The organism is Paenibacillus glucanolyticus (assembly GCF_037333485.1).
GTDB lineage: Bacteria > Bacillota > Bacilli > Paenibacillales > Paenibacillaceae > Paenibacillus_AQ > Paenibacillus_AQ glucanolyticus.
Genome location: NZ_CP147845.1, coordinates 1,623,212 through 1,649,835 on the forward strand (window position 1 = coordinate 1,623,212; position 26,624 = coordinate 1,649,835).

The 26,624-nt window shown below is 48.2% G+C and carries 23 protein-coding genes, 1 tRNA gene and 1 pseudogene; 12 read left to right on the forward strand and 13 right to left on the reverse strand.

The window, feature by feature from the left end:
- Nucleotides 1-90: 90 nt before the first annotated feature.
- On the reverse strand, nucleotides 91-945 hold the full coding sequence (locus WDY75_RS07835) for an AraC family transcriptional regulator (RefSeq protein WP_063480387.1): 855 nt from the start codon (nucleotides 943-945) through the stop codon (nucleotides 91-93).
- Between the two features lie 137 nt (nucleotides 946-1,082).
- A complete protein-coding gene (locus WDY75_RS07840) occupies nucleotides 1,083-2,198 on the reverse strand; it encodes a DUF3626 domain-containing protein (RefSeq protein ID WP_063480386.1) in 1,116 nt (371 codons plus the stop codon).
- Nucleotides 2,199-2,429: 231 nt separating this feature from the next.
- On the opposite strand from WDY75_RS07840, the gene WDY75_RS07845 reads away from it, so the two are divergent.
- The 4 genes from WDY75_RS07845 to WDY75_RS07860 all read left to right on the forward strand — a co-directional run bounded on the left by WDY75_RS07845 (nucleotide 2,430) and on the right by WDY75_RS07860 (nucleotide 6,945).
- A complete protein-coding gene (locus WDY75_RS07845; RefSeq protein WP_063480385.1) occupies nucleotides 2,430-3,191 on the forward strand; it encodes an SDR family NAD(P)-dependent oxidoreductase in 762 nt (253 codons plus the stop codon).
- Between the two features lie 179 nt (nucleotides 3,192-3,370).
- Nucleotides 3,371-3,763, forward strand: coding sequence for a VOC family protein (locus tag WDY75_RS07850; protein ID WP_006212107.1), 393 nt, complete (start codon nucleotides 3,371-3,373; stop codon nucleotides 3,761-3,763).
- Nucleotides 3,764-3,981: 218 nt separating this feature from the next.
- A complete protein-coding gene (locus tag WDY75_RS07855; RefSeq protein ID WP_063480384.1) occupies nucleotides 3,982-5,388 on the forward strand; it encodes an MBOAT family O-acyltransferase in 1,407 nt (468 codons plus the stop codon).
- 12 nt (nucleotides 5,389-5,400) lie between these two features.
- Nucleotides 5,401-6,945 (forward strand): copper amine oxidase N-terminal domain-containing protein, encoded by a 1,545-nt coding sequence (locus WDY75_RS07860; RefSeq protein ID WP_063480383.1) that lies wholly within the window; start codon nucleotides 5,401-5,403, stop codon nucleotides 6,943-6,945.
- A gap of 104 nt (nucleotides 6,946-7,049) precedes the next feature.
- Here WDY75_RS07860 and WDY75_RS07865 read toward each other — a convergent pair whose 3' ends face one another.
- Nucleotides 7,050-7,787 carry a hypothetical protein gene (locus WDY75_RS07865; protein ID WP_063480382.1) on the reverse strand — a complete coding sequence of 246 codons (738 nt, stop codon included), beginning with the start codon at nucleotides 7,785-7,787 and terminating at the stop codon, nucleotides 7,050-7,052.
- Between the two features lie 311 nt (nucleotides 7,788-8,098).
- Between WDY75_RS07865 and WDY75_RS07870 the strand changes: the two genes are divergently transcribed.
- Nucleotides 8,099-9,082, forward strand: a complete 984-nt coding sequence (locus tag WDY75_RS07870; protein WP_063480381.1) for a diaminopimelate dehydrogenase — start codon at nucleotides 8,099-8,101, stop codon at nucleotides 9,080-9,082.
- Between the two features lie 51 nt (nucleotides 9,083-9,133).
- On the opposite strand, the gene gdhA is transcribed toward WDY75_RS07870, so the two are convergent.
- Both gdhA and WDY75_RS07880 read right to left on the reverse strand, forming a co-directional pair.
- Nucleotides 9,134-10,513: an NADP-specific glutamate dehydrogenase gene (gene gdhA / locus WDY75_RS07875; RefSeq protein WP_063480380.1), complete on the reverse strand. Its 1,380-nt coding sequence runs from the start codon at nucleotides 10,511-10,513 to the stop codon at nucleotides 9,134-9,136.
- A 640-nt stretch (nucleotides 10,514-11,153) separates the two neighbouring features.
- Nucleotides 11,154-11,990 carry a YitT family protein gene (locus WDY75_RS07880; protein WP_036643388.1) on the reverse strand — a complete coding sequence of 279 codons (837 nt, stop codon included), beginning with the start codon at nucleotides 11,988-11,990 and terminating at the stop codon, nucleotides 11,154-11,156.
- Between the two features lie 259 nt (nucleotides 11,991-12,249).
- Here WDY75_RS07880 and WDY75_RS07885 point away from each other — a divergent pair, with 259 nt between their 5' ends.
- Entirely contained in the window at nucleotides 12,250-13,014 is a 765-nt protein-coding gene (locus tag WDY75_RS07885; protein WP_063480379.1) for an SDR family oxidoreductase, read from the forward strand.
- Between the two features lie 170 nt (nucleotides 13,015-13,184).
- On the opposite strand, the gene WDY75_RS07890 is transcribed toward WDY75_RS07885, so the two are convergent.
- On the reverse strand, nucleotides 13,185-13,523 hold the full coding sequence (locus tag WDY75_RS07890) for a VOC family protein (protein WP_006212100.1): 339 nt from the start codon (nucleotides 13,521-13,523) through the stop codon (nucleotides 13,185-13,187).
- Nucleotides 13,524-13,782: 259 nt separating this feature from the next.
- Between WDY75_RS07890 and WDY75_RS07895 the strand changes: the two genes are divergently transcribed.
- Nucleotides 13,783-15,402, forward strand: a complete 1,620-nt coding sequence (locus WDY75_RS07895) for a helix-turn-helix domain-containing protein (RefSeq protein ID WP_063480378.1) — start codon at nucleotides 13,783-13,785, stop codon at nucleotides 15,400-15,402.
- Between the two features lie 95 nt (nucleotides 15,403-15,497).
- Nucleotides 15,498-16,511, forward strand: a complete 1,014-nt coding sequence (locus tag WDY75_RS07900) for an ABC transporter substrate-binding protein (protein WP_231888239.1) — start codon at nucleotides 15,498-15,500, stop codon at nucleotides 16,509-16,511.
- Between the two features lie 157 nt (nucleotides 16,512-16,668).
- On the opposite strand, the gene WDY75_RS07905 is transcribed toward WDY75_RS07900, so the two are convergent.
- From WDY75_RS07905 to WDY75_RS07935, 7 genes and pseudogenes are all read right to left on the reverse strand, one after another.
- Nucleotides 16,669-17,763, reverse strand: coding sequence for a hypothetical protein (locus tag WDY75_RS07905; protein WP_006212095.1), 1,095 nt, complete (start codon nucleotides 17,761-17,763; stop codon nucleotides 16,669-16,671).
- 55 nt (nucleotides 17,764-17,818) lie between these two features.
- Nucleotides 17,819-19,219, reverse strand: coding sequence for a sensor histidine kinase (locus WDY75_RS07910; RefSeq protein WP_063480377.1), 1,401 nt, complete (start codon nucleotides 19,217-19,219; stop codon nucleotides 17,819-17,821).
- Nucleotides 19,220-19,225: 6 nt separating this feature from the next.
- Complete coding sequence (locus WDY75_RS07915) at nucleotides 19,226-19,885, reverse strand: response regulator transcription factor (RefSeq protein ID WP_036643383.1); 660 nt, start codon at nucleotides 19,883-19,885, stop codon at nucleotides 19,226-19,228.
- Between the two features lie 204 nt (nucleotides 19,886-20,089).
- Complete coding sequence (locus WDY75_RS07920; RefSeq protein WP_063480376.1) at nucleotides 20,090-20,926, reverse strand: sulfurtransferase; 837 nt, start codon at nucleotides 20,924-20,926, stop codon at nucleotides 20,090-20,092.
- A 166-nt stretch (nucleotides 20,927-21,092) separates the two neighbouring features.
- Nucleotides 21,093-23,285, reverse strand: coding sequence for an acyltransferase family protein (locus WDY75_RS07925; RefSeq protein ID WP_063480375.1), 2,193 nt, complete (start codon nucleotides 23,283-23,285; stop codon nucleotides 21,093-21,095).
- A complete protein-coding gene (locus tag WDY75_RS07930) occupies nucleotides 23,269-23,406 on the reverse strand; it encodes a hypothetical protein (protein WP_006212090.1) in 138 nt (45 codons plus the stop codon). The genes WDY75_RS07925 and WDY75_RS07930 overlap by 17 nt, the downstream gene beginning before the upstream one ends.
- Nucleotides 23,407-23,751: 345 nt before the next feature.
- Nucleotides 23,752-24,261: pseudogene (locus WDY75_RS07935) on the reverse strand (DUF444 family protein); the annotation flags it as partial.
- A gap of 545 nt (nucleotides 24,262-24,806) precedes the next feature.
- On the opposite strand from WDY75_RS07935, the gene WDY75_RS07940 reads away from it, so the two are divergent.
- From WDY75_RS07940 to WDY75_RS07955, 4 genes are all read left to right on the forward strand, one after another.
- Nucleotides 24,807-24,881: transfer RNA gene (locus tag WDY75_RS07940), tRNA-Gly, on the forward strand.
- A gap of 209 nt (nucleotides 24,882-25,090) precedes the next feature.
- On the forward strand, nucleotides 25,091-25,381 hold the full coding sequence (locus tag WDY75_RS07945) for a hypothetical protein (RefSeq protein WP_338842031.1): 291 nt from the start codon (nucleotides 25,091-25,093) through the stop codon (nucleotides 25,379-25,381).
- 93 nt (nucleotides 25,382-25,474) lie between these two features.
- Nucleotides 25,475-26,332, forward strand: coding sequence for an ATP-dependent DNA ligase (locus WDY75_RS07950; RefSeq protein WP_338842032.1), 858 nt, complete (start codon nucleotides 25,475-25,477; stop codon nucleotides 26,330-26,332).
- 63 nt (nucleotides 26,333-26,395) lie between these two features.
- Nucleotides 26,396-26,617, forward strand: a complete 222-nt coding sequence (locus WDY75_RS07955) for a hypothetical protein (protein WP_338842033.1) — start codon at nucleotides 26,396-26,398, stop codon at nucleotides 26,615-26,617.
- Nucleotides 26,618-26,624 lie beyond the last annotated feature (7 nt).

Consider the following 26,624-nt stretch of genomic DNA (forward strand, 5'->3'; position numbering starts at 1 on the left):
GAATGCCTGGAATGTCCGCTGAACCAATCGGCATGGGTATACTGCTCATTGGTTTTGCATTATGGGTCGGTAGAGGGGGGGGAGCCCTGGTTAAGCCTTTCTAATGACAGGAATCCATAACTCATTCTTATTCTCATCCGGTGGAAGGTAGCATTCAATAGCAGGTATCGGTGCGAGATCATAGGCATGGGCTGGAACCCATTCGGTATATAGACGCTTCCACATATCCGCTATTCCGCTCGGATCTCCCTCCATTTCGAAGACGGCCCAAGTGGCCGGGGGAACATGCCGCTGCACCATCGAATCCGGAGGCGTGTGCTGGGAGACCACGGACATGATGTAATCAAAATCTTCGTTTTTCCCATAGTCGCCGTCCGCGCAAACCCCTAGTATCCCCCGAATCGGATGGTCATCCTGACGATAGTTCCACAGCTTATCGAATATTCCTTCCACATGGGCGTCTTTCCAGAGGAGGGGGACGTCTTCATAAGCTTGCTGTGTTCGAATTTGCTTCTGGAAGCCAACAATGGAGAAACCCTTCATTTCCTCAATTCTATAATTCATTTCTGCAGCTCCTCGCATGGAAAATTGAAAGAAGATGCGGGGATAGGCCTTCAGCTTTGTACCGGCTTGGCGAGCCGCCGTTGGCGTTGTGCCATGCATATTCTGGAACGCGCGCGCGAACGCCTCCGGCGATTCATAGCCATATTTGAGTGCAAGGCTGATGACTTTGATATCGCTGTTCTGCAGCTCGTAAGCAGCCAAGGTCAGCCGTCGTCTCCGTATGTATTCGGACAGCGAAACATCCGTAATGTAAGGGAACATGCGCTGAAAATGGTACACGGAGCAGCATGCAATCCGTGCAGCTTCCGCGTAATCAATCTCCTCGGTCAGGTGCGCTTCCATATAGCCTATGGCCTCATTCATTCGCTGAATCCAATCCATCCGGTCATCATCCTTTCTAAAATCAATATAAAGAAGCTGTGATCGATAAGCCTAGCCGTTGCTGCACGGATCCGGCTAGCCTGGTTATTTCCAGGTGAACGATCAACCGATCAACTGTACTGGGGCAGGAATGCGGCCTAGCGGCTTGAAATATTCGGATTCGGATATCCATACTTTACGAGCACGTGCCACAGCTGTTTGAGATGCTGAAAGGTTTCATCATAGGTTCCCCAATCGCTCCAATGGTCTGGTTGATGATACAGCTGTGCTGCTGCTTTGCCGATAACAGCGGCGTCCAGCACGCCTTGCGAATCCGCAAATTGCCGGTCGATCCTCTGGGCCAGCGGCGGCATGGCGGGTCCCCGAAAGTCATCGGGTACATCCTGTACAGCAAGGCAGAACCCGGGATGCCAGGATAGGGTAAGGTTATATCGTTCACACAATTCTTGAAACAGCTGACCGGTTCGGGTATTCCGGTAAGATGGATCGGCAACAAGCGCTTCCACATCGCTGGACAAATCGATAACGCCATGAATCTGCGCTTCAATATAATCATCCAGGCTGCGACCAACAGGTCCGGAGTGACTGGTATAGGATGAAGGCAGGTGAACAAGCTGCTCCACCATAGATGGAATGTTCATGTGGGGGGCCCCCAGGGCTGACCCCGTGGACTCGACTTCAAGCAGAAGGGCTGCAAGAACGGAATCCCATTGCTTTATGGTACCTGTAAATGCAGGTCCTGCATGACTGTCCCCGAAAGTAAACGTGCAGCGGCTCAATATGGCCGGAGACAATACAAAAAAACAAGAGCCAAACCGGGGCGAGGCGCCGTCCGCATAGTTCATGAGATTAAGGGCCCCGTATTTGGGCCGCTCCTCATTATGAACGCCAGGCTCTTGGTAGGCTCCGCCAAACAGAAGCTGTTCCCAGCGGTCACGCTCACCGCCCGGATAGGCGGTACGGCTTCCATTCGTCACGCTTGTGATGAACTGGTTATGGTAACGGCCCTCTGTCAGAAGGCTTTCTATTACAGCGCGGTTGGTGGTGGGCAGTACCCGGTCAGGATGAAAATTCAGCGTGACTCGGGCATCCCTTCGGATACTAGTTAATAGCGAGTGGATTGTCACAGCGCCTTTGCCATGCCGTTGCAAAATGCGCTGTATGGTGTCTATGGCATGCTGTTGCGTCCGTTTCGCCGATGAGCCGACATGAAGAATCGCCTGCTGCTGTGCTTCGGATAACCATTCGCTCATATCGTAACTCCTTCCTCATACTTCCTTCATGCTTCGATAACGATGCTGCTCTTACATCATTTCTAGCCGAGAGGCTATGACTCCTCCATTGCGTTTCGGTAAATTTCCTTTCCGGTTCTAGGGTTCCAGCCTCCTGCCGGACTTCAAATGATCTGGTAAAGATTGCCTCGGCTTTACTGCCATGATTTAATGTAACTACCTATACGAATAAAAATCATGGAGGTTTTACATATGCAGCCTAATTTCAGTATTGAGGGTAAGGTAGCCATTGTAACCGGCGCAAGCAAAGGAATCGGGTATGGTTTGGCCCAATCGCTTGCAGCGGCAGGGGCTAAGGTGGCGGTCATGGCACGGAGCAAGGAGGTGCTGGATCGATTAGTTGAGGACATATCCCAAGCGGGAGGTCAGGCCAAGGCCTATGAACTGGACGTCCGGAACGTGGAACAGATCCGTGCTGCTTTTGCTCAGGTTGCCAAGGATTATGGCAGACTGGATATCGTGGTCAATAACGCTGGCTTGGGAGAGGGGATGCTGGCCGAAGACATCACAGAGGACTACTGGGATGAAATGATGGATGTTAATTTGAAGGGCGTATTTTTCTGCTGTCAGGCCGCCGGCCGCATCATGCTGGAGCAGGGTTATGGCAAAATCATTAACGTCAGCTCACAGGTCAGTGTCGTTGGCATTACCGAAGGTGCAGCTTATTGCGCCTCCAAGGGAGGCGTGAATCAGTTGACGAAGGTGCTGGCGCTGGAGTGGTCCAGTCGCGGTGTAAATATCAATGCGGTGGGCCCGACATTCATTCATACGCCTGGAACGGCCGAGCGTCTGGACTCGCCGGATTTTCGAGATGGCGTATTGGCGCGTATTCCGGCAGGAAGGATCGGCACCATTGGAGACGTGGCGGGAGCCGTCATTTATTTGGCCTCACCGGCGTCCGATCTTGTTACAGGTACTTTGCTGCTTGTGGATGGCGGCTGGACAGCACAGTAGTGCTGCATTCATTAGAAGATTCTATCGCTTATATACTAGGAGGCTTTCAAAGGTCCTCTCTGTAACTCCTTAAATCTAGCAATGCATAAGAAAGATAGCATGAGGCCTTTTGCTAAACTGGATTGTGATTGATGAGGTGAAGCCATCAGGACTGCACCTTGATAAAGGAGGAGAAAACAATGATTACGTCTGCTATTCAAGTTACTATTTTCGTGAGAGATCTTGACGAAGCCAAAGCCTACTATACGGAGAAGCTGGGGTTTCATGTTGTAGCAGAGGAGGAGTTTGCACCGGGTTGGCGCTACCTGACCGTTGCACCCCAGAAGCACAATGAGTTGGTTCTGGAGTTAACTGAAGCGGATACGCCAGAACGAGAGGAACTTATAGGTAAACAAGCAGCCGATCAAGTTCTTATCATGTTTGCATCGAATGATATCGACCAAGATTATCAGGATTTGAAAGCAAGAGGCGTCGTATTCCACGGAGAACCGAAGCCTGTTCCAGGTGGCAGAGGCGTAGGTTTTGAGGATTTATACGGTAATCAGTTCGACTTATATCAAGTTCTCCGATAATGCTTGGGGCACCTGCCGATTCCTAAATTTCTTGGGTTAAATACTTCAGTTATACTTCAGTTTATATGGAAATTGTTCGATATAAATCATAGAAAGCACTTGCAAGAAAATTATTTCTCAGATGTAAAATATATGATACTATTGAGAAATCGTCGTCTAAAAACGACATAAACCGAAGCGAAATGTGAAGTCAGGAAGTCGGAGGTGCCTGTTCAGGCATGTTGTTTAATTCTTATCCTTTTATTTTTGTGTTTCTGCCGATTACGGTGCTTGTTTATTTTATGCTGAACCGGCTTCGTTATGGATTGGCCGCTAAATGCTGGCTGGCATTATCCTCGCTATTCTTCTACAGCTGGTGGAATATCAGTTATTTACCTCTTCTTCTCGGCTCCATTGCCTTCAATTATGCCGTGGGACGGCTGCTCCAGGCACGTCAAGCTCATTCCCTAGATCAAACCGCTTCCCGGCGCGGTGCAAAAGGCATATTAATCGCCGGCATATCAGGGAATGTATTGCTGTTAATCTATTACAAATACGCTGATTTCTTCATCGTTAATATTGGAGCAGCGACAGGGTGGGAAGTGCCCCTTCTCAATCTGGTGCTGCCGCTCGGAATCAGCTTTTTTACCTTCACCCAAATCGCCTATCTGGTGGATGCGTACAAGGGGAAGGCTCGTGAATACAATCTGATCAATTATGTGCTGTTCGTGACTTTCTATCCGCATCTAATCGCGGGTCCGATCCTGCATCATGGCGAGATGATGCCGCAGTTTGATCGGGTTCGGGGCAAGCTGTGGGATTGGGGGAACGCCGCAAACGGCATTTTTATATTCTGCATCGGTTTGTTTAAGAAGGTAGTCATCGCGGATACGCTGGCGGTTTATGCCAATACAGGTTTTGATACTGCTTCGGGCTTCGTTGATTCCTGGGTAGCTGCGCTATCTTATACGTTCCAGCTTTATTTTGACTTCAGCGGTTATACCGACATGGCTATCGGTGCTGCGCTTCTGTTCAATATCCGGCTGCCGCAGAATTTTAACTCACCTTATAAGGCGGTGAATATTCAAGACTTCTGGCGGCGCTGGCATATGACACTGAGCCGATTTTTACGGGACTACATTTATATTCCGCTGGGAGGCAACCGCCGTGGTGAAGCGATCATGCTGCGGAATCTGGTGCTGACCTTCCTGATCGGCGGACTGTGGCATGGCGCAGGCTGGACGTTTCTGTTCTGGGGCCTCCTGCACGGTGTCGGACAGGTCATTCAACGGTTATGGGGGAAGCTGGGCATTACGATGCCCCGTGTGCTCGCTTGGGCGATCACCTTCGTTTTTATAACGGTGACCTGGGTCTTTTTCCGAGCGGAAAGCTGGGCTGATGCCATGCGGCTGATGAAGGGAATGAGCGGTCTATCGGGTATTCATCTGAATTTGGACACTGCCCTGTTAGAGCCGGTCGCGATCATGATCCTCATCGCCCCGATCGTGTTCTTCTGTCGGAATTCCTCGGAGCTGTCCGTATCCTTCCGGCCGAACTTCAGACAGGCAGTAGTATGTGCGGTACTGTTTGTGATCTCTTTGATGTACATTACTCGCATTAGCGAATTTTTGTATTTTAATTTTTAGGAAGGGCGGCTAATGAACATGCCATCCACATCAACAGCCGCGAAGTCGGCGCCATCCAAGAGGCATGCCGTGGCAGGTCCCCAACCTGCGCGAGCTTCTCGGAGAGCCGGAAAAAGGATGCTGATTCAGTTTGCTCTCGTTTCCATCGCAGCTGCGCTGCTGATCAGTTGTATGACATTTGTGCTGGACCCTTTTCAGTTCTACCGCAAGGCAACCTGGTATTCTCCTGTATTCACCGGCGAGCAGCGATACCAGAACCCTGGTCTGGCCCGCAATTATCCCTATGATACGATTATTCTGGGTACATCCATGACGGAGAATTTCCTGCCGTCTGAAGTGGGGGAGGCTCTGGGAGGTCAAGCTCTCAAGCTGTCCATGCGAGGATCAACAGCGGATGAGCAGTTTAAGATTGCATCGCTGGCGCTTGAGACTGGGAAGGTGAAGAGAGTCCTGTGGGGACTGGACTATTTTGCACTCAAGAATCCGGATGAGGGCACAGATGCTAATTTTCCTGATTACCTTTATGATGACATCTGGTGGAACGATTACAAGTATTGGTTCAATTACTCCGCTTATGAAAACTTTGCAAGAGGGATTGCCAAGTCGCTCCTGGGTGGAACACCCCAAAATATCGAGTATCTGTATAACTGGAACGATGAAGCGTCCTATGGAAGTGATCAGGTGATGAATGCCTACGATCGCGCAAGAAACACGGAACATTATTTTGGCGTGAATGAAGAGCCGCTCGAAGAGGTGCAGCATCATTTCAACACGTATGTCTTGTCTTTGGTCGAGGCATATCCCGAAGTTGAATTTATCGTTTATTCTCCGCCATACAGCATTCTGCGGCAGAAGCTTTGGCAGGATTCAAACCCGGCCCGTTACAGCAACCAGTTGGAAATGAAGACCTGGATGTTCCAGCAGTTCAACCGCTATCGCAACACGCAGGTATATGACTTCCAGGCTGAAGCGGACTGGACCTACGATTTCTCGTTATTCAAGGATCTGTCGCATCATTCACAGGACATAAACTCCCGTATAACTTGGGCAATCAGTGAAGGGGATGTCCGCTATAAGGTGACGCCGGATAATGTTGAGGCATTCACGGAACGGCTATCCAGACAGGTCGACACCGTGCTTATTACGGGGAAGGAAGCCAGAAATGTCGAGGTCTTGATAGACGGGAATGGGGAGCCCATCTCTTTTACAAGCCGGATGATGCCCGACGAGACGGAATTGATGGTGCCTGTGAAGGAAGCGGTTGAAGCACTGGGGATATCGGCTGCGTATGATGCGGGGATCGTGACATTATCAGGCCGAGGTCCCGCAGTCGAGCTGAAGGTGGATTCAACACAGGCATGGGAGTCCAGAAGCAAAGAGGACAGGAAGAATGGAGTGGCCAAAAGCGAGGTTACACTTCGACATGCTCCTTATGTTGCGGGCGGGAAGACCATGGTTCCCCTTCTGCAAACCGCCGAGTTATTGGGCTATAACGTAGTCATTGAGAAGCCGGATTACTATACGCTTCGTTATGTACTCGATCGGCCTGCTTCATAACATCGACGGAGTTCAATGAAAGAACCCGTCAAACATCCAAAAGAACCCCGACTCTTGTTTTTTTGCAAGATGGGGGTTCTTTTTTGGTTTTGTTTAAATCCGGGTTATTTTAACGGGACCTGCTTGGACAATGCCTCAAATTGCAACAGATGAGGATTTATTTTGTTTTGTATGCTCTTTAAATATTTTTTCGCGGCATCATTTTGACGTTGTTCTGCAGCCGTGCTGGCCGGAAAGATCGAATAGGATTTGTTGACGGAGCCGTTTTTGTATTGGACACTGAACATGGAGGCAGCTGCCCAGGCTTTTTTCATGTTTTGGTTGCTTCCCATAATCGTCAGCAATTCCTTGCCATTCTTGTAAGTGAAGCTGTAATCCGGGTCCGCTACGGCATGAATGACATCGTAGCCGCTTTGGAATACGCCTGCCTTGAATGTCCCCTTCTGGAGCTGGTTCCATCTGACGGTCCCGTCGGGGAGCGTGACTTTGTGCGTCTGGAGGCCTTCGCCATCCATCTTATCGTCCGTCCAGGAGCCGTTGTACACCACTTTATGTTCTTCATCATCTGCTTGGTATTGGTTCATGTATTTACCGGTGCCCGTGCGTTTTCCGTTTACGAAATCGCCGGAATACTGTTTGTCTTCACCCCATTTGATAGTGCCTCGCCCGTGGGGCTGGCCATTGGCTGTCTCACCGTAATAAGATGTCCGTGCGGAGATTTGGATCCATTCCTTGGCGGAGGCGGCATTGGCATCTGCTGATGCTGGTGCTGGAACGAGAGAAGATGCAAAGAGCGATAAAGCACAAGCAAGAGTTATGGATAACGCCTTTATTTTTTGCATGATAACATGTCTCCTTTTCTCGGGTGATCTTAATATTTACTTCTCTTAAGCTTTCATAAATCCTCTTATGGCTGCAAAATTATGGGCCCTTCGTGTTGAAATAGCAAGAACGAAGTCAGAATACCGGGGCAACGTTTCACAAGACGACAGGTAAGATTATTGTGGATAAAATATGAACGAAACAGATAGAAAGGATTTCCTCTCAACATAAAATAGTTTACATTTGTTGTGATGTCTATATACTTATACTTTAAAGCAGTACATAAACATCATGCCAATGGAAGTATGGTCTGGCAAAGGGAGGATAAACATTGAACGCATCTATTAAAGTAGGAATCGTAGGTTATGGTAACTTGGGTAAAGGGGTACAGAAAGCGATCGGACAGAATCCGGATCTGGAGCTGGTGGCTATCTTCACGCGCAGAGACCCGCAGCAAATGCCGGCAAATTCCGGTGCACGCTTCGAGCATATATCAGCGGCAGAGCAATATATCGGCAAGATTGATGTCATGATCCTCTGTGGCGGTTCGGCTACGGATTTGCCTGAGCAAACTCCACAGCTTGCCAGTATGTTCAATACGGTAGACAGCTTTGACACACACGCGAAAATCCCTGAGTTTTTCCAGGAAGTTAACAAAGCAGCGATGGGCGGAGGTCATGTGAGCGTGATCTCGACAGGCTGGGATCCGGGGCTGTTCTCCATGAACCGTCTCCTCGCCGAAGCGATTCTGCCTGAAGGAAAAGACTACACGTTCTGGGGCAAGGGCGTAAGCCAAGGCCACTCGGATGCGATCCGTCGAGTACCCGGGGTGAAAGCGGGCGTTCAATACACGGTTCCGGTAGAAGAGGTTATCGACCAGATCCGTTCCGGAGAAACGCCGGAGCTATCTACTCGCGAGAAGCATCGGAGAGATTGCTTTGTTGTAGCGGAAGAAGGAGCGGACCAAGAACAAATCCGCCAAACCATTGTGTCGATGCCTAACTATTTTGCGGATTACGATACAACCGTTACCTTTATTACGCAAGAAGAGCTTGAGGCTAAGCATGCCGGGATGCCTCACGGCGGATTTGTCATCCGCAGCGGGATCACCGGAAACGGAAGCAAGCAAATTGTTGAATTCGGGCTGAAACTCGACAGCAACCCTGAATTTACGGCGAGCGTGCTCGTGTCTTATGCAAGAGCGGCCATTCGCTTGAGCAGAGAGGGACAGCAAGGCGCCAAGACGGTATTTGATATCCCGCTCGGATACCTGTCGCCAAAATCAGCCGAAGAGCTCCGCAGCGAGCTGCTGTAAGCTGTAAGAAGCCCTGCCGCATATGCGGCAGGGCTTTTTTTTTTCTGTATATTATACGATACCTTGGGCGATCATGGCATCGGCCACTTTGATGAAACCTGCGATGTTGGCGCCAGCCACAAGATTGCCGGCCACACCATACTCTTCAGCAGCATCTACGGCACTGCTGTAGATGTTTTTCATAATCTGATGGAGCTTCGCATCCACCTCTTCAAAGGTCCATGACATTCTCATGCTGTTTTGGCTCATCTCCAGTGCGGATACGGCAACTCCGCCTGCATTGGCGGCTTTAGCCGGTCCAAACAACACGCCGCTGCTAATGAACAGCTCCATGGCCTCCAATGTTGAAGGCATATTGGCTCCCTCGCCGATAGCCTTCACTCCGTTTGCGATGAGTGTTTTGGCAGCGTCGGCGTCGAGCTCATTCTGCGTGGCACAAGGAAGTGCGATATCGCATGGAAGGTTCCAGATTCCCGAGCAGCCTTCGGTATACTCGGCATGCGGGTGGATCTTGACGTATTCGCTGATCCGCAGGCGATCCCGCTCCTTCAGCAGCTTGACGGTTTCAAGGTTGATTCCGTCCGGATCATGCAGGTATCCGTTGGAATCACTGCAAGCAATGACATGCGCGCCGAGCTGCTGCGCTTTCTCGATGGCGTAAATGGAGACGTTGCCCGAGCCGGAAACCACGACGCGGCGGTCTTTGAAATCAAGGCCTTGCGCAGCCAGCATTTCCTGTACGAAGTAAACGCAGCCATAACCGGTTGCTTCCGTCCGAGCCAGGCTTCCGCCATATATGACGCCTTTGCCTGTCAGCACTCCAGCTTCATGTCCTCCGCGGATACGCTTGTATTGACCGAACATATAACCGATCTCGCGAGCACCGACACCGATATCCCCAGCAGGCACATCGGAATCAGGTCCGATATGGCGGTACAGCTCGGTCATGAAGCTCTGGGTAAAACGCATCACTTCCTGATCGGACTTGCCTTTCGGATCGAAATCCGAACCACCCTTGCCGCCGCCGATCGGCTGGCCCGTGAGCGAGTTTTTAAAGATTTGCTCAAAACCAAGGAATTTGACAATGCCGGCATAAACCGACGGATGGAACCGGATGCCGCCTTTGAACGGACCCAGTGCGCTGTTAAACTGGACGCGGAACCCGCGGTTCACTTGAGTTCTGCCTTGGTCGTCCATCCAAGGAACGCGGAAGGTGATCATACGCTCCGGCTCGACAAGGCGCTCCAAGATACCAAGCTCACGATACTTCGGATGCTGGGCTAACACAGGGACGAGGGAATCCACAAATTCCCGGACGGCTTGATGAAATTCGGACTCATGCGGATCTCGCGCTACAACCTGGTTATAGATGGATTCCACATAATCTTGCGCGGCAGTAAGGGGTGAGGATACAGAAATATTCGTAGTCACTTTTGCGATGCACTCCTTCAAATCGTTAAAGTAGTATTGCGTGAAAAATCGTCTGTTCTGCAGATAGAGGGGCCTGTCTTGGACAATTTGTACTAAAACATTAAAAGTTTGCACTCTGCATTTTTAAGTTAAAAAGAATTTTATAGAATCTTGGCTCGCATTACCAATAAAATGTTTTTTACGAACTCATTAAATATTTCTATAAACCTGTCATTAGGTGTTAATTCGCTGGCAGTTTCGCCGTGTTTCGTGTAGGTAAAATGCAAAAAATAAGCTGAATTTGTCATGGAAATACACAACGAAACCGGTCGCGCAGATAAATTTTTTGGGTGTGTTTTACGTTTAGGGTAATGGAAAACATGGAATATTATTACAGGATCTGAAGGAGCCATCTTCCGGCGGAGACGCTTCTGGTCATCCAGCCAGCAGATCCGAAGCAGGCCGGGGCGGAAGGAGAGAATGTACCTCTGCTGTCCGTGTCGGATGATGCGATAACGAATCTCGGATTGGAGTACGGAAGATATATGTCTCCGATATAAGCTGTTTAATATAGCCGAACATGTACACAAAAAAAAGATCGAACCCAGTCCGCGTGCTGAGTTTCGATCTATTTTGTTATTACAATAAGAATAAGTGCGTTTTATTTGGATATATCAATGAATCCCTCGCCAAACACATCGCGTACATCGTGGATCGTGACAAAGGCATTTTTGTCCTCTGCGCGCACGATTTTTTTGAGCATGGATACTTCTTGTTTGCTAATGACGATGTAGAGCACATCTTTCGTTTGACCGGTGTAGTATCCGTAACCCCGCAATACGGTTACCCCGCGATCCATGATCTCCGTCACCCGTATGGCGATGCGATCATGATGGGTTGAGATGATGGTAACAGCTTTTTTGGGATTCAGCCCCTCGATAATAAACTCCATGGCTTTTGTCCCGATATAGAGGATCACCACCGTGAACATCACCTTCTCGATACCGATAACAAAGACGGACAGTCCAGCCACGATCAGGTCGAAGAACAGCAGGGCGTAGCTGATATTCCAATCCCAATATTTGTTGGCCAGACGTGCGAGTATGACTGTGCCTGCCGTTGTGCCGCCCACCCGGACGATGAGTCCGATTCCGACGCCGGCAAACAGTCCGGCGAAGATGGCGTTGATCACCGGCTCATTCGAAGCGATACGCCAGTTCTCTGTCAGATGCAGGAAGATGGAGTTAAAGGCAACCGCAATAATGGTATACACCGTTGTTCTTCTATCCAGCAGCCTGTAGCCGATAATGAGTAAAATCCCGTTAATAACGATGCCGACCAGTGCCGGGGACCATTGCAGCACGTAATACAGAATGATGGATACCCCGGTAACGCCGCCTTCGCCAAAATCGTTGGGAATCACAAATAAATTGACGGCCAGCGCAAAAATAAATGCCCCGATGAGCAGCATGATCATATCAAATGCTCTTTTTTTCATACGTACCTACCTCCATGACTTTCAACAAGCTCACAAAAAAAGCGATTAAAGGAAAAAATCATCCTTTAATCGCTTTATGCAAACATAGGTTGCGCAGCTCTTTTGATATTCTCATTATAAAGAGCATTACATGGAATGTAAATGATTTTTAATTTTCAGAAAAGGAATGTCCGAATAGTGTCCGAATAGGTGAGCAACATTTCGAAACGGACCCTGTGATAAAACTGAAAGTGAAAGAAGAAGAGGAGATGATGAGATCATGACTGCATTGAATGGGAAGATAGCCCTGGTTACGGGTTCCAGTCGAGGAATTGGGCGCGCCGTAGCCATGCGTCTAGCAAAGGAAGGGGCCTTGGTAGCTGTTCACTATGGCAAGAACCGCGATACGGCGGAAGAGGTCGTACGGGAGATAACACAGGGCGGAGGCGACGCTTTTCTGATTGGGGCAGATCTTGGCGACAGGGATGGAGTAAGCAAGCTGTACAAAACGCTGGATGAGATGTTGAGAGCACGGACCGATGATACGCGTTTCGATATTCTGGTCAATAACGCAGGAGTCGGTTTGATGGCAACAATCGAGGAGACAAGAGAAGAGAGCTTTGACGATATCATGCGAGTCAATGTGAAGGCACCGTTCTTCCTGATTCAGCAAGCCCTTCCGCGCCTTCGGGACGAGGGGCGCATTATTAATCTATCGTCTGCAGTAACCCGGATTTCCTTGCCCAATATTCCGGCGTACACCATGACGAAGGGGGCCATCAATGCGTTGACGCTCTCCTTGTCAAGCCAGCTTGGCTCCCGTGGGATTACGGTCAATGCGATTCAACCCGGATTCATTAACACGGACATGAATGCCCCGATGCTTCAGGATCCTGCTTCGTTTCAATTCGGCGCCGATTATTCGGTCTTCGGAAGGTGGGGAGAGCCTGGCGATATCGCAGATATCGCAGCATTTCTGGCTTCTTCGGAGAGCCGCTGGATCACGGGTCAGAGCATCGATGCAAGCGGAGGCTCTCACTTGTAAGAGCTTGCTTCTTGAAGTAAGAGAAGAACACTTTTTCATGAGAAGAACCGTGCCATGCACGGTTTTTTGCATGTTCTGTAACAGGCCGACATACCATAAAGCCCGCGCGCAGTGCGCAGGCTTCTTATGGTAGGAAGCTAACCCAGCCGTTACCTCATGCGGCATGATAGTTATGCAAGTACTTCTACTGTAAAGCCTCCCGGAGCCTTGACATAGAAAGTCCAGCCGTGGGCCCTTTGGGGAGGAGGGACATCATACCCATCCTCCCTCAGACGTTGATGGATTTCATTTACCTTCTCTTCGCTTTCCTGTATAAAGCCGATATGAAAAGTCTTGGGATAGTTCACCTCGGTCCCCCGCATTAAGGTCAGCACCATCCCTTCATCGTCAAACAACGCTGCAAATGACTGCCCGCGCTCACCGCCGATTTTGAGTCCGAAATAAGTTTGCAGAAATTCCTTGGCTGCGGTTACATCAGTTACCGTGAGATTAAGATGATTCAGTATCATTGTGTACACACTTCCTTTTTAGTGGAATGAGTGATTCTTAATTCAAGCGTAGCACATATATGCAAGTACCAGGCTTATGGTCGTTTTAGACTGTAGTTGATGATGAAAGCCGTCATATAAGTTGAAGGTTTTTGAACGGACTTTGCTTTGTCAGTTCATAAAAATGCATAGCTGCTGAGAATGGATTTATCCTAACAGATGAGACAGCGCATCTGTTATACTTAATTGATAATCATTATCATAATCAAGGGGGGATTCTATGTTAACTCCAAAGGCCACCTTTTCCATGTACTCTTTTCATATCCCCATTCGTTTAATCGGATTGGAGAAAGGGATTCTAAGCACCATCGGGGACAGTCAGGAGGCGGATTACATAGTACTGATTATTCAGGACGGAGCCGGTATGCTGCACCAGGATGATCGTTCATTCCCGGTTTCCAGGGGAAGTGTATTTGTCTCTGGCAGCACCATTCCGGATTTAAGGCTGGAATCGAACAGAGTTACCCCGTTGCGGGGGATTTATATAGAATACCGGTGTTTATCTATAGCTGGCAGCACATCTTATGGTCTTGATTGCTCTGCGCCGTTTCATGCCATCTCGCCCGAGACTCTGCGATTGGCCGGAGAGTTTGAGAGCTTGTGGAGAGGCCAGAACTCAGATGAGCCCTTTCACATGCAGCTTCTGTTTATTAAACTGCTGCAGGAGATCCATGCGGAGATGGAAATCAGGGCTTCTTCATCAACAAAACAATCTTGGGTGGAGCAAGCTCTTGAGTATATAGAAAAGAACTACCATCAAGATGTAACACGTGAGCATATGACTGCTCTGTCGGGTGTCAGTCCTGAGCATTTCTCACGCATGTTCCGCAAGCATACCGGACGTACCTTTAATGCTTACCTGACGCTGCTTCGAATTCGCAAAGCGCAGGAACGACTATTGACCGGATCGCAGGATCTGAATGCTCTGGCGCAGGAGGTAGGGTATAAGGAGGGCTTGTACTTAAGCCGTAAATTCAAAGAATCCGTCGGCGTATCGCCTACGGTATACAAACGCAAGACTAAACGTATCACGGCGTTGAATCTTAACCATACCGCATCGTTGTTGGCACTTGGCATTATTCCAGAGCTTGGTGTGTATACTTCCTGGCTGCTGCAGACTCAATATAACAGGAACTTGAGTACAGGACGTTATTTCGATCCCTATACGCTTGCCACTGATGGATACTATGAAGCAGTGGCTTCATCCAGTCCCGATTTGATTATTAGCTACAATTCTGCGGCTGAGAATAAGAGGATGCTCTCTTTGGCCCCTGTTCTGGAGCTGCCATTCAAGACGATGAGCTGGCGTGAACAGTTTCGTTTCATTGCTTGCACGATGAACAAACAAACGGCAGCAGAGGATTGGCTGTCCCGTTATGACGAACTTGCCGATCGTGTGAATGGTGAGCTGAACCATGTGCTTGGTGAGCGGGGCACCGCCGTTGTCTGGGAAATATGCTCGGACAAGGCCTATTGCATTAGCGGCAGCTTCGGCAGAGGCAGTCAGATTTTATATGATGATATCGGATTCCGTCCACCTGAACGGCTGATAGAGGAGGGTTTGTTTCGTGATGGGTTTGTCGAAGTCGATATTGGAGAGATCGCTTCTTATGCAGCAGATCATATTTTTATCACGTCACTCCCAAGTGATCCATCTGGTCAGGAACGTGTCAATGTATTGTTTCGTTCGGAGGAATGGATGAATTTGGATGCATTCCGGCGCAATCAAGTCTATGTGCTGAATCAGCCGGAATTATTCTTCGGGTATGATCCCATCTCTTCGGAAGCACAGCTGCACGAATTGATGAAGGTGCTGAGACGAAATCACAAATTTGCATGAATGGACATCATTATAAGGCATAGCCATTTGAAGGGACAGGGGGTAAAGTTTATTTGAGAATGATTATCGTTATCGATAAATAAGGGGGATTCAAATTGCTTTTTTCAGATTATTTGAGCAGACGAAGGCTTACATTGATTGTCATGGTCCTTATAACGGCACTTATGATCAGTGCGTGTGGAGCAGCAGATACGGGTAACGGCAATAGCAACACGGAGACAGTACAGACTGCAGCGTCGGATCCGTCGAAAGCGGTTGAGACGAATTCGGAGGGAGATTCCAAAGTGAAAACGATCTCCACTGTCCATGGAGACATTGAAGTTCCGGTGCATCCGCAGCGAATTGTTGCTGAAGAATACTTGGGAAGTCTCATTGCGCTTGATGTGATTCCGGTCGGAGCGCCAGGATTAACCATCAAGAACTACTACTTTAAAGAATCTTTGGAAGGAATCGAGGATATTGGGGATTACGGAAAGCCGTCAGTCGAGAAAATCGTGGCATTGAATCCGGATCTCATCATCACCGGCAATGCTGAAAAAACGTATGAACAGCTCAGTAAAATTGCACCTACTATCGTCATTCCGTACGGGGATTTAAAAAACGCCCACGAAGAGTTGACTTGTTTCGGCGAACTGTTTGGTAAGGAAGAAGAAGCTAAAACCTGGCTGGAGGAATATGACCGGCGCATTGCGGCCGCCAAGGCTAAAGTCGATGCAGCAATTCCCACTGACGCCACCTTCAGTATTATGGAGGACGGCGAGAAGTCAACCTGGGTATACGGTGATAATTTTGGGCGTGGCGGTCAGGCTGTCTATCAGGCTTTGGGAAGGAAACCTCCGAGCGGGGTGGCCGAGGAGATATTAGAGAAGCAGTGGGCTGAGTTAACGGCTGAAATGGTGAGCAAATATGCGGGTGATTATATTATTATGACCTCCAATTCCAGTACGATGGAGGATTATAAAGCAGACCCGATCTGGGGCAGCCTCCCGGCAGTCAATAAGGGACAGATGTACGTCTGGCCTGAGGAACGCTCCTGGTATTATGATCCGCTTGCCGTTCTTGCTCAAACAGAAGAATTGGCGGATTGGCTCTCCAAACAGGATAGATAGTTGATGTGGTTCTCTCCGTCGTCGACGATGAGCACGCTCGCAAATGATATGACGTGTTGGCTTACTGGAAAAATAGATAAAGAGTGTGCAATTTCTGCACACTCTTTTTTGTTGTATTGAATTCAATCTATGAGGAACCAGCCTAATACTTGAGAGGTTATGGTGTAATGGAGGGAGCAGGATTATACAACAGGCATCGTAGTGTTTTTTCAGGATAACGAAGCTCTGCATCATAAGTGCTGCCATCTTCCAATGTAATTAGAATGTTAACCATTCCACGTTTATCGTTAACTGGATTCTTCACATATTTTGCGCTCTTGATTGCTCGGGTTTCGCCAAGCTTTTTAGTCACAATCTGCCTAGCTGCTACCACCCAGCTTGCATCCTTGCTTATTTTTAGACTTGCTGAGGAACTAATAGGTGTTCTTTTGTATGATAAATCAGTAACCGTTGTATCTATCACCGTACCTGTTGTTGAATCCAGGATGACAATATAAGTTAAATAGGCTTGTCCATTGGCTCGTAAAGTATCTGCTTTATAAGGCTGAAAGAGAATACTCCATGTTTTCTGTTGTTCGGAATATAAGGTATGCAAAGAGGCAGAGACCTCCAGTTTGGAAACATCGACGTCAAATATTTTCTTTACACTTGCTGCTGCAAATTTGACAGCTTCTGACTCTTTGATGTCGGTGATTTCCTGTTGTTCGGGATCAACTCGTTTGGATAATACATAGTTGATCCGGTAGTACCAGTCGATATGTTGCAGCAGCTCTTGATCTGTCATAGGTCTCTTGGGGTAGAAGAAGATGTCTTTGTCCATATCGAGATAAAAATCATAAGGTCCTGGCTCTAAGGGTAGCGGGCTCGTTGGTCGCAGTCCATCATATACATATTGATCGCCCAGCTTTAGAAGACGGTTACTTTCCTCTTCTGTAAGCTCTCTGCTTAGCTCGGTGGTTTCTTTCTTATTTTCATCGAAATAGTTATTAATTAATTGTACTTCTTCATCTGTTATAGTCTGCTCTAGATAGCTCTCAACTGTCGATACAGGAGCTGTGGCTTCAATTTTCATAACAGGCACCGTGCTGCTAACGGAGCTTACGGTTGATATGTTCTGTTGCAAGGACGCCTTTTGTGCTACAACTGTTTGATTTACGACACTTGGAACCATGACTGCATTTAATGCTAGAAGTCCCCCCGAAATAACAAATACTGTTGCTGCCATCGTAAATAATTTCTTCTTGTTTTTCATTGTTATACCCTCCATTTAATAAGCTTTTGTCTTGGTTTACTTTAATATAGCGTTATTATGGAGTCGTACTGGAGTTGTTATGGAGTTGTAAAATAAGATGGACACTCGTTCCTGAATGCTGCTTAGACTGCAGTGATAGACGAGCATCGTGTGCTTTGGCAATTTGACGGCACAAGGATAAGCCGAGCCCTGCCCCTCCATGTTCTCTGGAACGGGCACTGTCAGCTCGGTAAAAGGGTTCAAAAGCCCGTGCCACCTGCTGTGCAGTCATTCCAATACCGAAATCGCGTACTTCCAGAACGGCTTCTTCGTCAAGTTCATAAGCCATTAGCCTAATTTCGCCTCCTTCAACGGAAGCATGAATTGAATTCTCAAGGCAGTTTACTAGGAAAGTGGCGAGTAAATCAAAGTCCCCATATACATAATCGATATCCCGATGGACAATAAGCTTGATTCGAGAATCCCTCATGTTTTTCATTTCAGTCTGTTGGACAGAATTGAATAACTCTTCAACAGGGATTCGTTGCAGTTCCAGCGGTTTACGACCGACAACCGAAAGGTCTAGCAGCTTAAAGGCCAGGCTTTTTAATCGCATGGTTTCGGTCCATATATAGTGGGTGGCGGTGCCGCGTTCTTCTTCCCCAATGTTAGCGGATCTCAAGTATTCTGCGAAGCCTTGCATACTTGTAAGTGGTGTTCGCAATTCGTGTGCAAGATTATCAACGATTCGTTGTTTTTCTTCTGCCATTTCTGACAACTCATGCATACGCTGTTCTATCGCTTCAGCCATGCGGTTGAAATTCTGCGACAATTCGCCGAACTCATCCTTGTTGTATAACAGGACCCGTTCTGAGTAATCGCCTTCGGCAATATGTTTGGTTGTCTTCGATAACAACCTAAGTGGTTTAGTCAACTGCCTGATGAATAGAAACAGGAGAATCATAAGCGCAGGGCTGATCGTAAAGTTGATAGTTACAAAAAAACGATTCAGCTCTCGCTGATTGTCATACAATTCCTCAATATCTCGTGTGTAAACAAGCAGTAGATGATCATAAGGGGGAGGAAGTTTATGAGAGAATTGTATATAATGAATTCCTTGTTCTTCAATTTGTTCGAATGGAATGTCGGGTTTTATTAGATGGTTCATATCTTTTGGATATAATAGCTGTTCTTGATTCCAGAGCTGTAAGGTAACACCCTGTTGTAAATAATTTTTGGCATAAGAATAGGTAACATTGTGCAGGATTTCATCGTCTACACTCGATCCTCGTGACATGATCGACGTTAAATTCTCATAGATGTTATTTGCAATGAGCGCTTGTTCACTTGAGGCTCTTTGGATTTCTCGCTCTCTATTAAGAGACCAGCTTTTATTCATAATCATGACAACACTGATATCAAGTGCCACAACGAAAAGAACTAATACCACGAGTAGTGTCTTCAGCCAGAATTTCAATGGGTTCTATACCTCCGCATTCAGCCTATAACCCAGCTTAAAGATAGTGACGATCCGTTCTTCCCATCCTAGCTTTTTACGCAGCTGTCTAATATGGACGTCTACCGTGCGGGTTTCACCGAGGAAATCATAACCCCAGACAAGTTCCAGCAGTTTCTCTCTGGATAACGCAATATTGCGATTACGGATTAATACCTCAAGTAGATCGAATTCTCGTGCAGTCAGTTCTACAGGTTGGTCGTCTTTTAATACTTGCCGTTCCAGCAATTTGACTTCTGCTTCACCTAAGACAAAAAGGTCATCGGATGGCTTCGCACGGCGAAGCACGACATTTATGCGAGCAAGAAGCTCTAAAATTTCAAATGGTTTGATGATATAATCCTCAGCTCCAAGTTCAAATCCGGTGATGCGGTCGGACAAGGATTCCTTTGCTGTAAGAAAAATAACCGGTATGTTATATGCTCGTATATGTTGCATTAGTTCAAAACCATCCATACCAGGCAGCATTATGTCTAGGAGAATCAGATCAAATTTCTCCTGTTTAAGAAATTGAATGACGTCTGTTCCGTTGTAAGATTTACAGAAATGATGTCCTACCAGTTTTAAATTCATTGTAATTAAATCGTTTATCGATTTTTCATCTTCAACGACTAATATATTGGCCACAATCGAGTCCTCCGTTTGCTAAAATCCGTTATTCACTGCGATAAGCAGGGCGTTTTTTAAGTCAAAGCCCGTGTTTTACGATAGTTTCTCTTTGAATGTACTTTAGCACGAGTTGTCGTTTCAGCGATACATAGATTCATGAAAGATAGTTAACAAGAGCGATCATATAAAAAAAGAACCCGCCGACTAACGGGTTCTTGCACTTTACTCGTCTCCCGTCGCAACCGGGTTGTCCTCGTAACTGATCCAGTCGCTCCAGCTGCCGGCATACAGCTTCACATGGCCGTAACCGGCTTCCTCCAGAGCAAGCACGTTGGGGCAGGCAGTTACGCCGGAGCCGCAGTATACAATGATCTCGGCATCTTGCGGAATGTCCGAGAAGTGCTCACGAAGTGCTCCTGGAGCCTTCCAATGTCCGGAAGGCTCCAGAACACCCTTCCAGAAGTAGTTCTTTGCACCCGGAATATGTCCGGCCTTGGCATCCAAGGGCTCCTCCAATCCGGCATATCTGCGCGGCTCGCGGGAATCCAGAAGCATGCTGATACCCTGTTGAGAAGCCTCGCGTACGTCATGTACGCTGACGAGTTTATGGGGCTGCAGCTTCATTTCGTATGTAACGGGAATGACAATCGGCTGTTCATCCGTAACCGGATAAGAAGCACTCTTCCAGGCTGAATAGCCTTCGGCCATTACATAGGCTTGTTCGTGCCCCGTATATTTCAGCAGCCACCATAAACGGCTGGCCATGGCCCCGCCCTGGTCATCATAGATGATGACACGGCTGCCTTGATGAATACCGGATTGGCCAAGACGCTTTGCCAATGTATCCAAGTCTGGCAGCGGATGGCGTCCGCCATGTTCCGTAATGGGGGAGGAGAGGTCCTTCTCCAGATCGAGATAAACCGCACGCGGGATATGCGACTCCTCGTAACTGGCCTGGCCGCTTTCCGGCTTGCCAAGAGCAAAACGGCAGTCTACGATGACCAGATCCGATTCGTAGAGTCTGGCCAGCAGCCATTTCATCGTCACGATATTGTTCATATATCAGGACACCGCCTTCTATGGGAAATAATGATATAAGGTAATCGAATTATATCATATTGCTGCTTGCCATTACGTATATAAGTAAAAAGTCGACCTGTCCCATAAAATTATGAGAGCAGGTCGACATTAGTAAGAATGGAATATGGCAAGAATCGGATAATGCTTATTTCTTGATAGATTGAAGCAGCATCGAGGTGTAGGCAGCGGCACCTTCCGGTTCCAGGTGAACGCTGTCGGATCGGAAATATTCAGGATGATCTTTGCTCGCCGAGTACCAATCCACGAGTGTAACCTTCGGGTTCTCGGCAGCCGCTTTTGCCAGCATGTCGTTTACGTTCTGTTCCCAATCACGAGGAACCCGTGTATTGACAAGTACAATTTGCTTAGCGGAATCCAGCGGGCGCAGAAGCGAATCGAGGTCTTTTTTCGAGAAAGCTCCGTTGGTTCCCAGTCCGATAATGATGATGCCGCCATCGATACGGTTTTGAGCTTTCAATGCTGGGACAAGATCATCAGCCTGGCGCATTTGGCGTCCAATCACCGCATCGATATGAATGCCGGGCAGTGATTTCTCCAGATAAGGGGAGACACCGAGCATGACCGAATCTCCGATGGCCGTGATTGTGGATTTAGACGATGGACGAGCTTGCGGATCCTTATTCACCGGCTTGGTATGGTTAGGGTCCTTGCCATCAGCAGAACCGTCTGAAGAATCCTTGGATTGAGGAGGATTTTCAGACTTTATTTCCTTACCAGTCTTATCATTGTTGCCGGAATCCGTTGTCTCTGAGCTCCCATCCACTTTGTTTGTCTGATGGCTCGCGGTGCCATCTCCGGCTGGAAGTGCATTGCCCGAATCTTCATTCACGATTGAATCGTTATTCCCTGGAACGGCTTCTGTATCCGGGAGGGAATCCTTCTTCGTGTCATCCCCGGAGCTTGGCTCCCTCGTCGCTTCAGGCTGCATCGAAGACACGTCCGCAGGCGGAGTAATGTTTCCACTCGTTCCTACCGGATTTCGCTGCTGTCCTTGCGGAGGAACGTCTGGGGAGGGCTCCTCTGTTTGAGACGGCTCGGGTTCTTCCAGAACCGGGTTCTCGATGTTCAGCATTGCGGCGATATCGCCAACTGTTCTTGCATCGGATACGCTGCTCATCATGCCGGTACAGAAAATACCAATTAAGATAAGCGAGCTTAGCGACACGATCCAGCCTCTTAACGATATCGAAGCCGGACGGCGGCGAACGGAACGGACCTTAAGCCATAACTTCTTCAAACCGCCGTGTCGTATCGGCTCTTCTACATACTTCCAGGATAGTGCTGCCAGTATGACACTTGCCGTAATCTGCAATACAACCTGTGGCAGGCTCAGATCTCCTGAACCGGAAGCAGGCGAGGTGAGTATCATCACAGGGTAATGCCACAAATAGATGCCATAGGAACGTACGCCTACCCATAACAGCGGTTTCCAGCTTAACAAGCGACTGATTGATGCCGCGGGATGGGCGAGTACCGCAACGAGTACGGCAGCAGCCATAGAGAAGAGGAACATGCCTCCGCGATACAGGAACGGATCGTACCGGTCCACCTGCCACATCATGAAGAGGATGATGAGCAATGCTGCAGCACCTGTCAGGTTAAGTCTGCGCCGGACGGCAGTGGATACTTGAAGGGATAACTTCCAGCTGGGCCATACGATGGCCAGCCCTGCTCCGATCAGCAGACCGAACGCCCGGGTATCCGTTCCATAGTAGACTCGGCTGGGATCTTCTCCCGGCTGGTAGATGAGCGCCATGACCAGAGCCGAGGCTGCTGCTCCGGCGGCGATAAAGCTGAACAGCTGTCCTCTGCGGGGGAACAGCTTGAGTCCCGCCAGCATGATGAGCGGCCACAGCAAGTAGAACTGCTCTTCCACGGCCAGCGACCAGAAATGCCCTAGTGGAGACGGCGGGCCAAATGATTCGAAATAGGATTGCTGCTGATAAATAAACTGCCAGTTGCTTATGTACGTAACGGCTCCCAGTACTTCGCCCCGAAGAGTGAGCAGCCGGGATCGGTCGAACAGTGTAACCCATACGACCAGGATGAACAGCATGAGCAGCATGGCCGGCAGAAGGCGCCGGAACCTTCGTATCCAGAAATCCTTCAGGTCGATCCGCCGTTGATGATGCCATTGGGATGCTAGAATATCGGTTATGAGATAACCGGATAGTACAAAGAATAAACTGACCCCGAGAAAACCACCGCCTGCAAAACCAAAATTCCAGTGGTATCCCATAACCCCGATCAAGGCGAGGGCTCTTAGTCCATCCAGACCAGGCATGTAACGCGAATGTGGTTTATCCGATATCGGCACTGGAGATCACTCCTTTCGAAGGATCTGCACTGATGCCGCCCTGCAACAGCCGCTGCGATAATATGTAGGACATATTCTCAAACGTCTGGGTGCTGAATAGTCGATGTGTCATTTGGAACATGGTAAACCTTCCCTTTCCTTTATAGGATATAGGAGGATATTTCATATTAAGGAGACCTGTATCGAAACCTGTAATATCCTGCAACTTGATGTCATAGTTAAATACTAGCATCCCCAGAAAAACAGAAGGTGACAAAAAAATGAACCTACGGCTACATTGTGATGTCAATAATAAGACAGATTTTTCATTTGAAATTACAAGCTATTGTGCTTGGTATGTGCACTCTTCGATAACAGCCTGTTAGCCGTATCGCTTCAGACCATAAGAAAGAGGAGGTCCCTGCCTCCCCTAACGTCAAGATGATGAATCAGCTCACATCTTCCTTCATTCTTTTTTGCGTACGGATTATATAGCGGCTCCTTCACGCTTGCGAAAAAAGGTTTTCAGTGCGTCGTACACTTCCCCTTTGTCTTTGATCACATGGTACATGAATTGGTCCAGCTTGATATTCTTATAGGCCGACATCAGCGTGCTGCTGCGATTGTATTGATTGACCTCGCCGTAACCGAACATATTGCTTACCTTCAGCAGCTCGCCGATGAGTTTGACGCAGCGTTCATTGTCGGAAGTGAGATTATCGCCGTCCGAGAAATGGAATGGATAAATGTTGTATTGGGAAGGGGGATAACGGTGATTGATAATATCCAGCGCTTTCTGATAAGCGGATGAACATATGGTTCCGCCGCTTTCACCGCGTGTGAAGAATTCCTCCTCGGTTACTTCCTTCGCTTCGGTATGGTGGGCGATAAACACAATTTCAACCTTTTCGTACTGTTTGCGAAGGAAACGGGTCATCCAGAAGAAAAAGCTGCGTGCGCAGTATTTTTCAAAAGAGCCCATGGACATAGGTGTATCAAAATTAACTAAAGGAAAATTGAAGAAAAAATAAAGGATTTTTATCAGTCATTAGGTTTTTGATATGTTATATTTATAGCATAGGAAATCGAGAAGAGGACACCACAGGGGCATGAATGCCCTGGTGATCGGGGTCGGCCATGGAGCCGGCCTTTTTATATGGAGTGGTGCAAAGTTCCCTTCAGGTATCCTATAGGGATCTACAGACTACCTGGTCTAGTAAACAGGACCGCTGATGAGCGGATATAAAAATACGATTTGATGTGGTGGCGGAATAGGTAGACGCTTAGAGCTAAGGTAGATACGACTCGGTGAGCCCCGGCGCAACCGACAGGCGCGGAGAGAGAAAGCCGAGCTCCCACTGAAGGATGTAGAACCGGAATAAGGCCGTGGGAACCCGCAAGGGGGAAGTCAGGTGAAGCTGCTACCCGTGACGCGAAATGCTACTATGCAAGGTGCAAATCCTTGCCCACATCACCAAACGCCCGTCTCGGCTGCTGGAGGGCACGTTATACGTGTTTTAGGCTCGGGAGGGGCGTTTGATTGCGGACATGGTATAAAGGCAGTGCCCTGGCCTTCCAAGCCGGAGAAGACGGGTTCGAGTCCCGCTGTCCGCTCCATTATTACTGTGAGGGTTTCGCGTTGGTCGGTGCTGTTTTCCCTCTACAAAAAGCCTGAACCGATACCAAAGGCCCGATGGATTAAGAATAGGGTCTGCCTGCCGGGGCATTGTACCGGCATACGGGTGAGGGATATCGAGATTACTACACGGCGCGGTCTCGGTATCCCTATTAAATTATTGTATAATGCTCCTAAAGGAGATGATCTCGTGAATAACAATGTCAAAGCGATCAACGAACTGATACAGTCCTCAAGATTAGGTTTCAGGTACAAGGTTGGTGCGAATTTAAGAGCGGCAGCAGGAAAGAAAGAAATTGAGGATGTTTTTAAAAGAGAGATGTTGGATCAATTTACTACCGAAATCCTTCAGACAGACAAAATAAAGATTGAACCAGATGGTCCGATAGATTCCTGGACAGGAGAAGAACCCCTACGATCTGAGCTCTATGTTTTCAGTCGAGCTGAGCTGGATGAACTAATTAAATTAATTCGTGTGTAAAGCCACCATGAGAATAGCGAGGAACTGAATTTACAAGACTTACCGCCTCACATGGATCATACCAATAGGTATAATCGAATGAGAGGTGTTTTTATGTTCATAAGTCCTATGTTATTAGAGACAGCAAGTGGCCCATTCAGCCATGACGATTATATATTCGAACCAAAGATAGACGGGCACCGGCTGTTGTTCTCACAGGAAGGTGGCCGGATCCGGTTGTATACTCGGCACGAGACGGACTGCACGCAGCAGTATCCCGAGCTTCTAACACCGTTTGATGACGACATACTTCTCGATGGTGAAGTCGCTTGTACCGATCCGGAGACGGGGTTGGTTGACTTCGAAAACGTCATGACCCGCTTTCAAGCTAAGAAGGAGCAGCGTATCCGGCAGCTCATGGGCATATCGCCCGTGACCTATGTTGTGTTCGATATCCTTCGGTATAAGGGCCAGGACCTTCGGAAATTGCCCCTGATGCGCCGTAAGGAGATCTTAAGCAGTATTACCATGCCGAACCCGTACTTCGGCGTTGTGCCGTTTATAGAGGGTGCAGGAGAGGCTTTGTTCGAACAGATGGAGGCCAAAGAGCTTGAGGGAATGGTCGGCAAGAAGATGAACAGCATCTATGAGAGCCGACGGTCTCCCAATTGGCAGAAGGTCATTAACTGGACCTATGCCGAGGTATTTATCACCGGTTACCGCAAAGAGGAGTTCGGATGGCTGACTTCTGTTGTCACGGAGTCGGGGCGTCTGCGGCCGACTGGGGTCATCGAGCTCGGAGTTCCGCCGAAAGCCAAACGAGCATTCTATGGTGTGAGCCAGCAGCTTGTAACCGGGGAGGATAAGAATTTCGTTCACCTTGAACCGCGGATCCGGGCGAAGGTAAAAACCCGGAACTGGACCAAGAAAGGCATGCTACGGTCACCGGCGTTTGTTGAGTTTGTGGTTTGATTGGGAAATGAAGGAATCGTCCTCCCGATGTCGAAATGTGATGTCAGAAGGGAGGGCTATAATTTGGGATTATTTAAAAAAGAGGACTTAAGCATGTATAATCACGCAAAATCTCCTTGGTTTCATGTAGAGATGAACGGGAAGGTTGATATAGCGTCTGAACATGGCACATCTGAAAATAAGATTGGATTATCGAGCCAGGGTATGATGACTTTAATTACGACTTGGCTTAAGGAAGCTAACATTAGCAAAGCGGACAAGGAAAAGATCAAAGAATTGTTATAAGCACCCC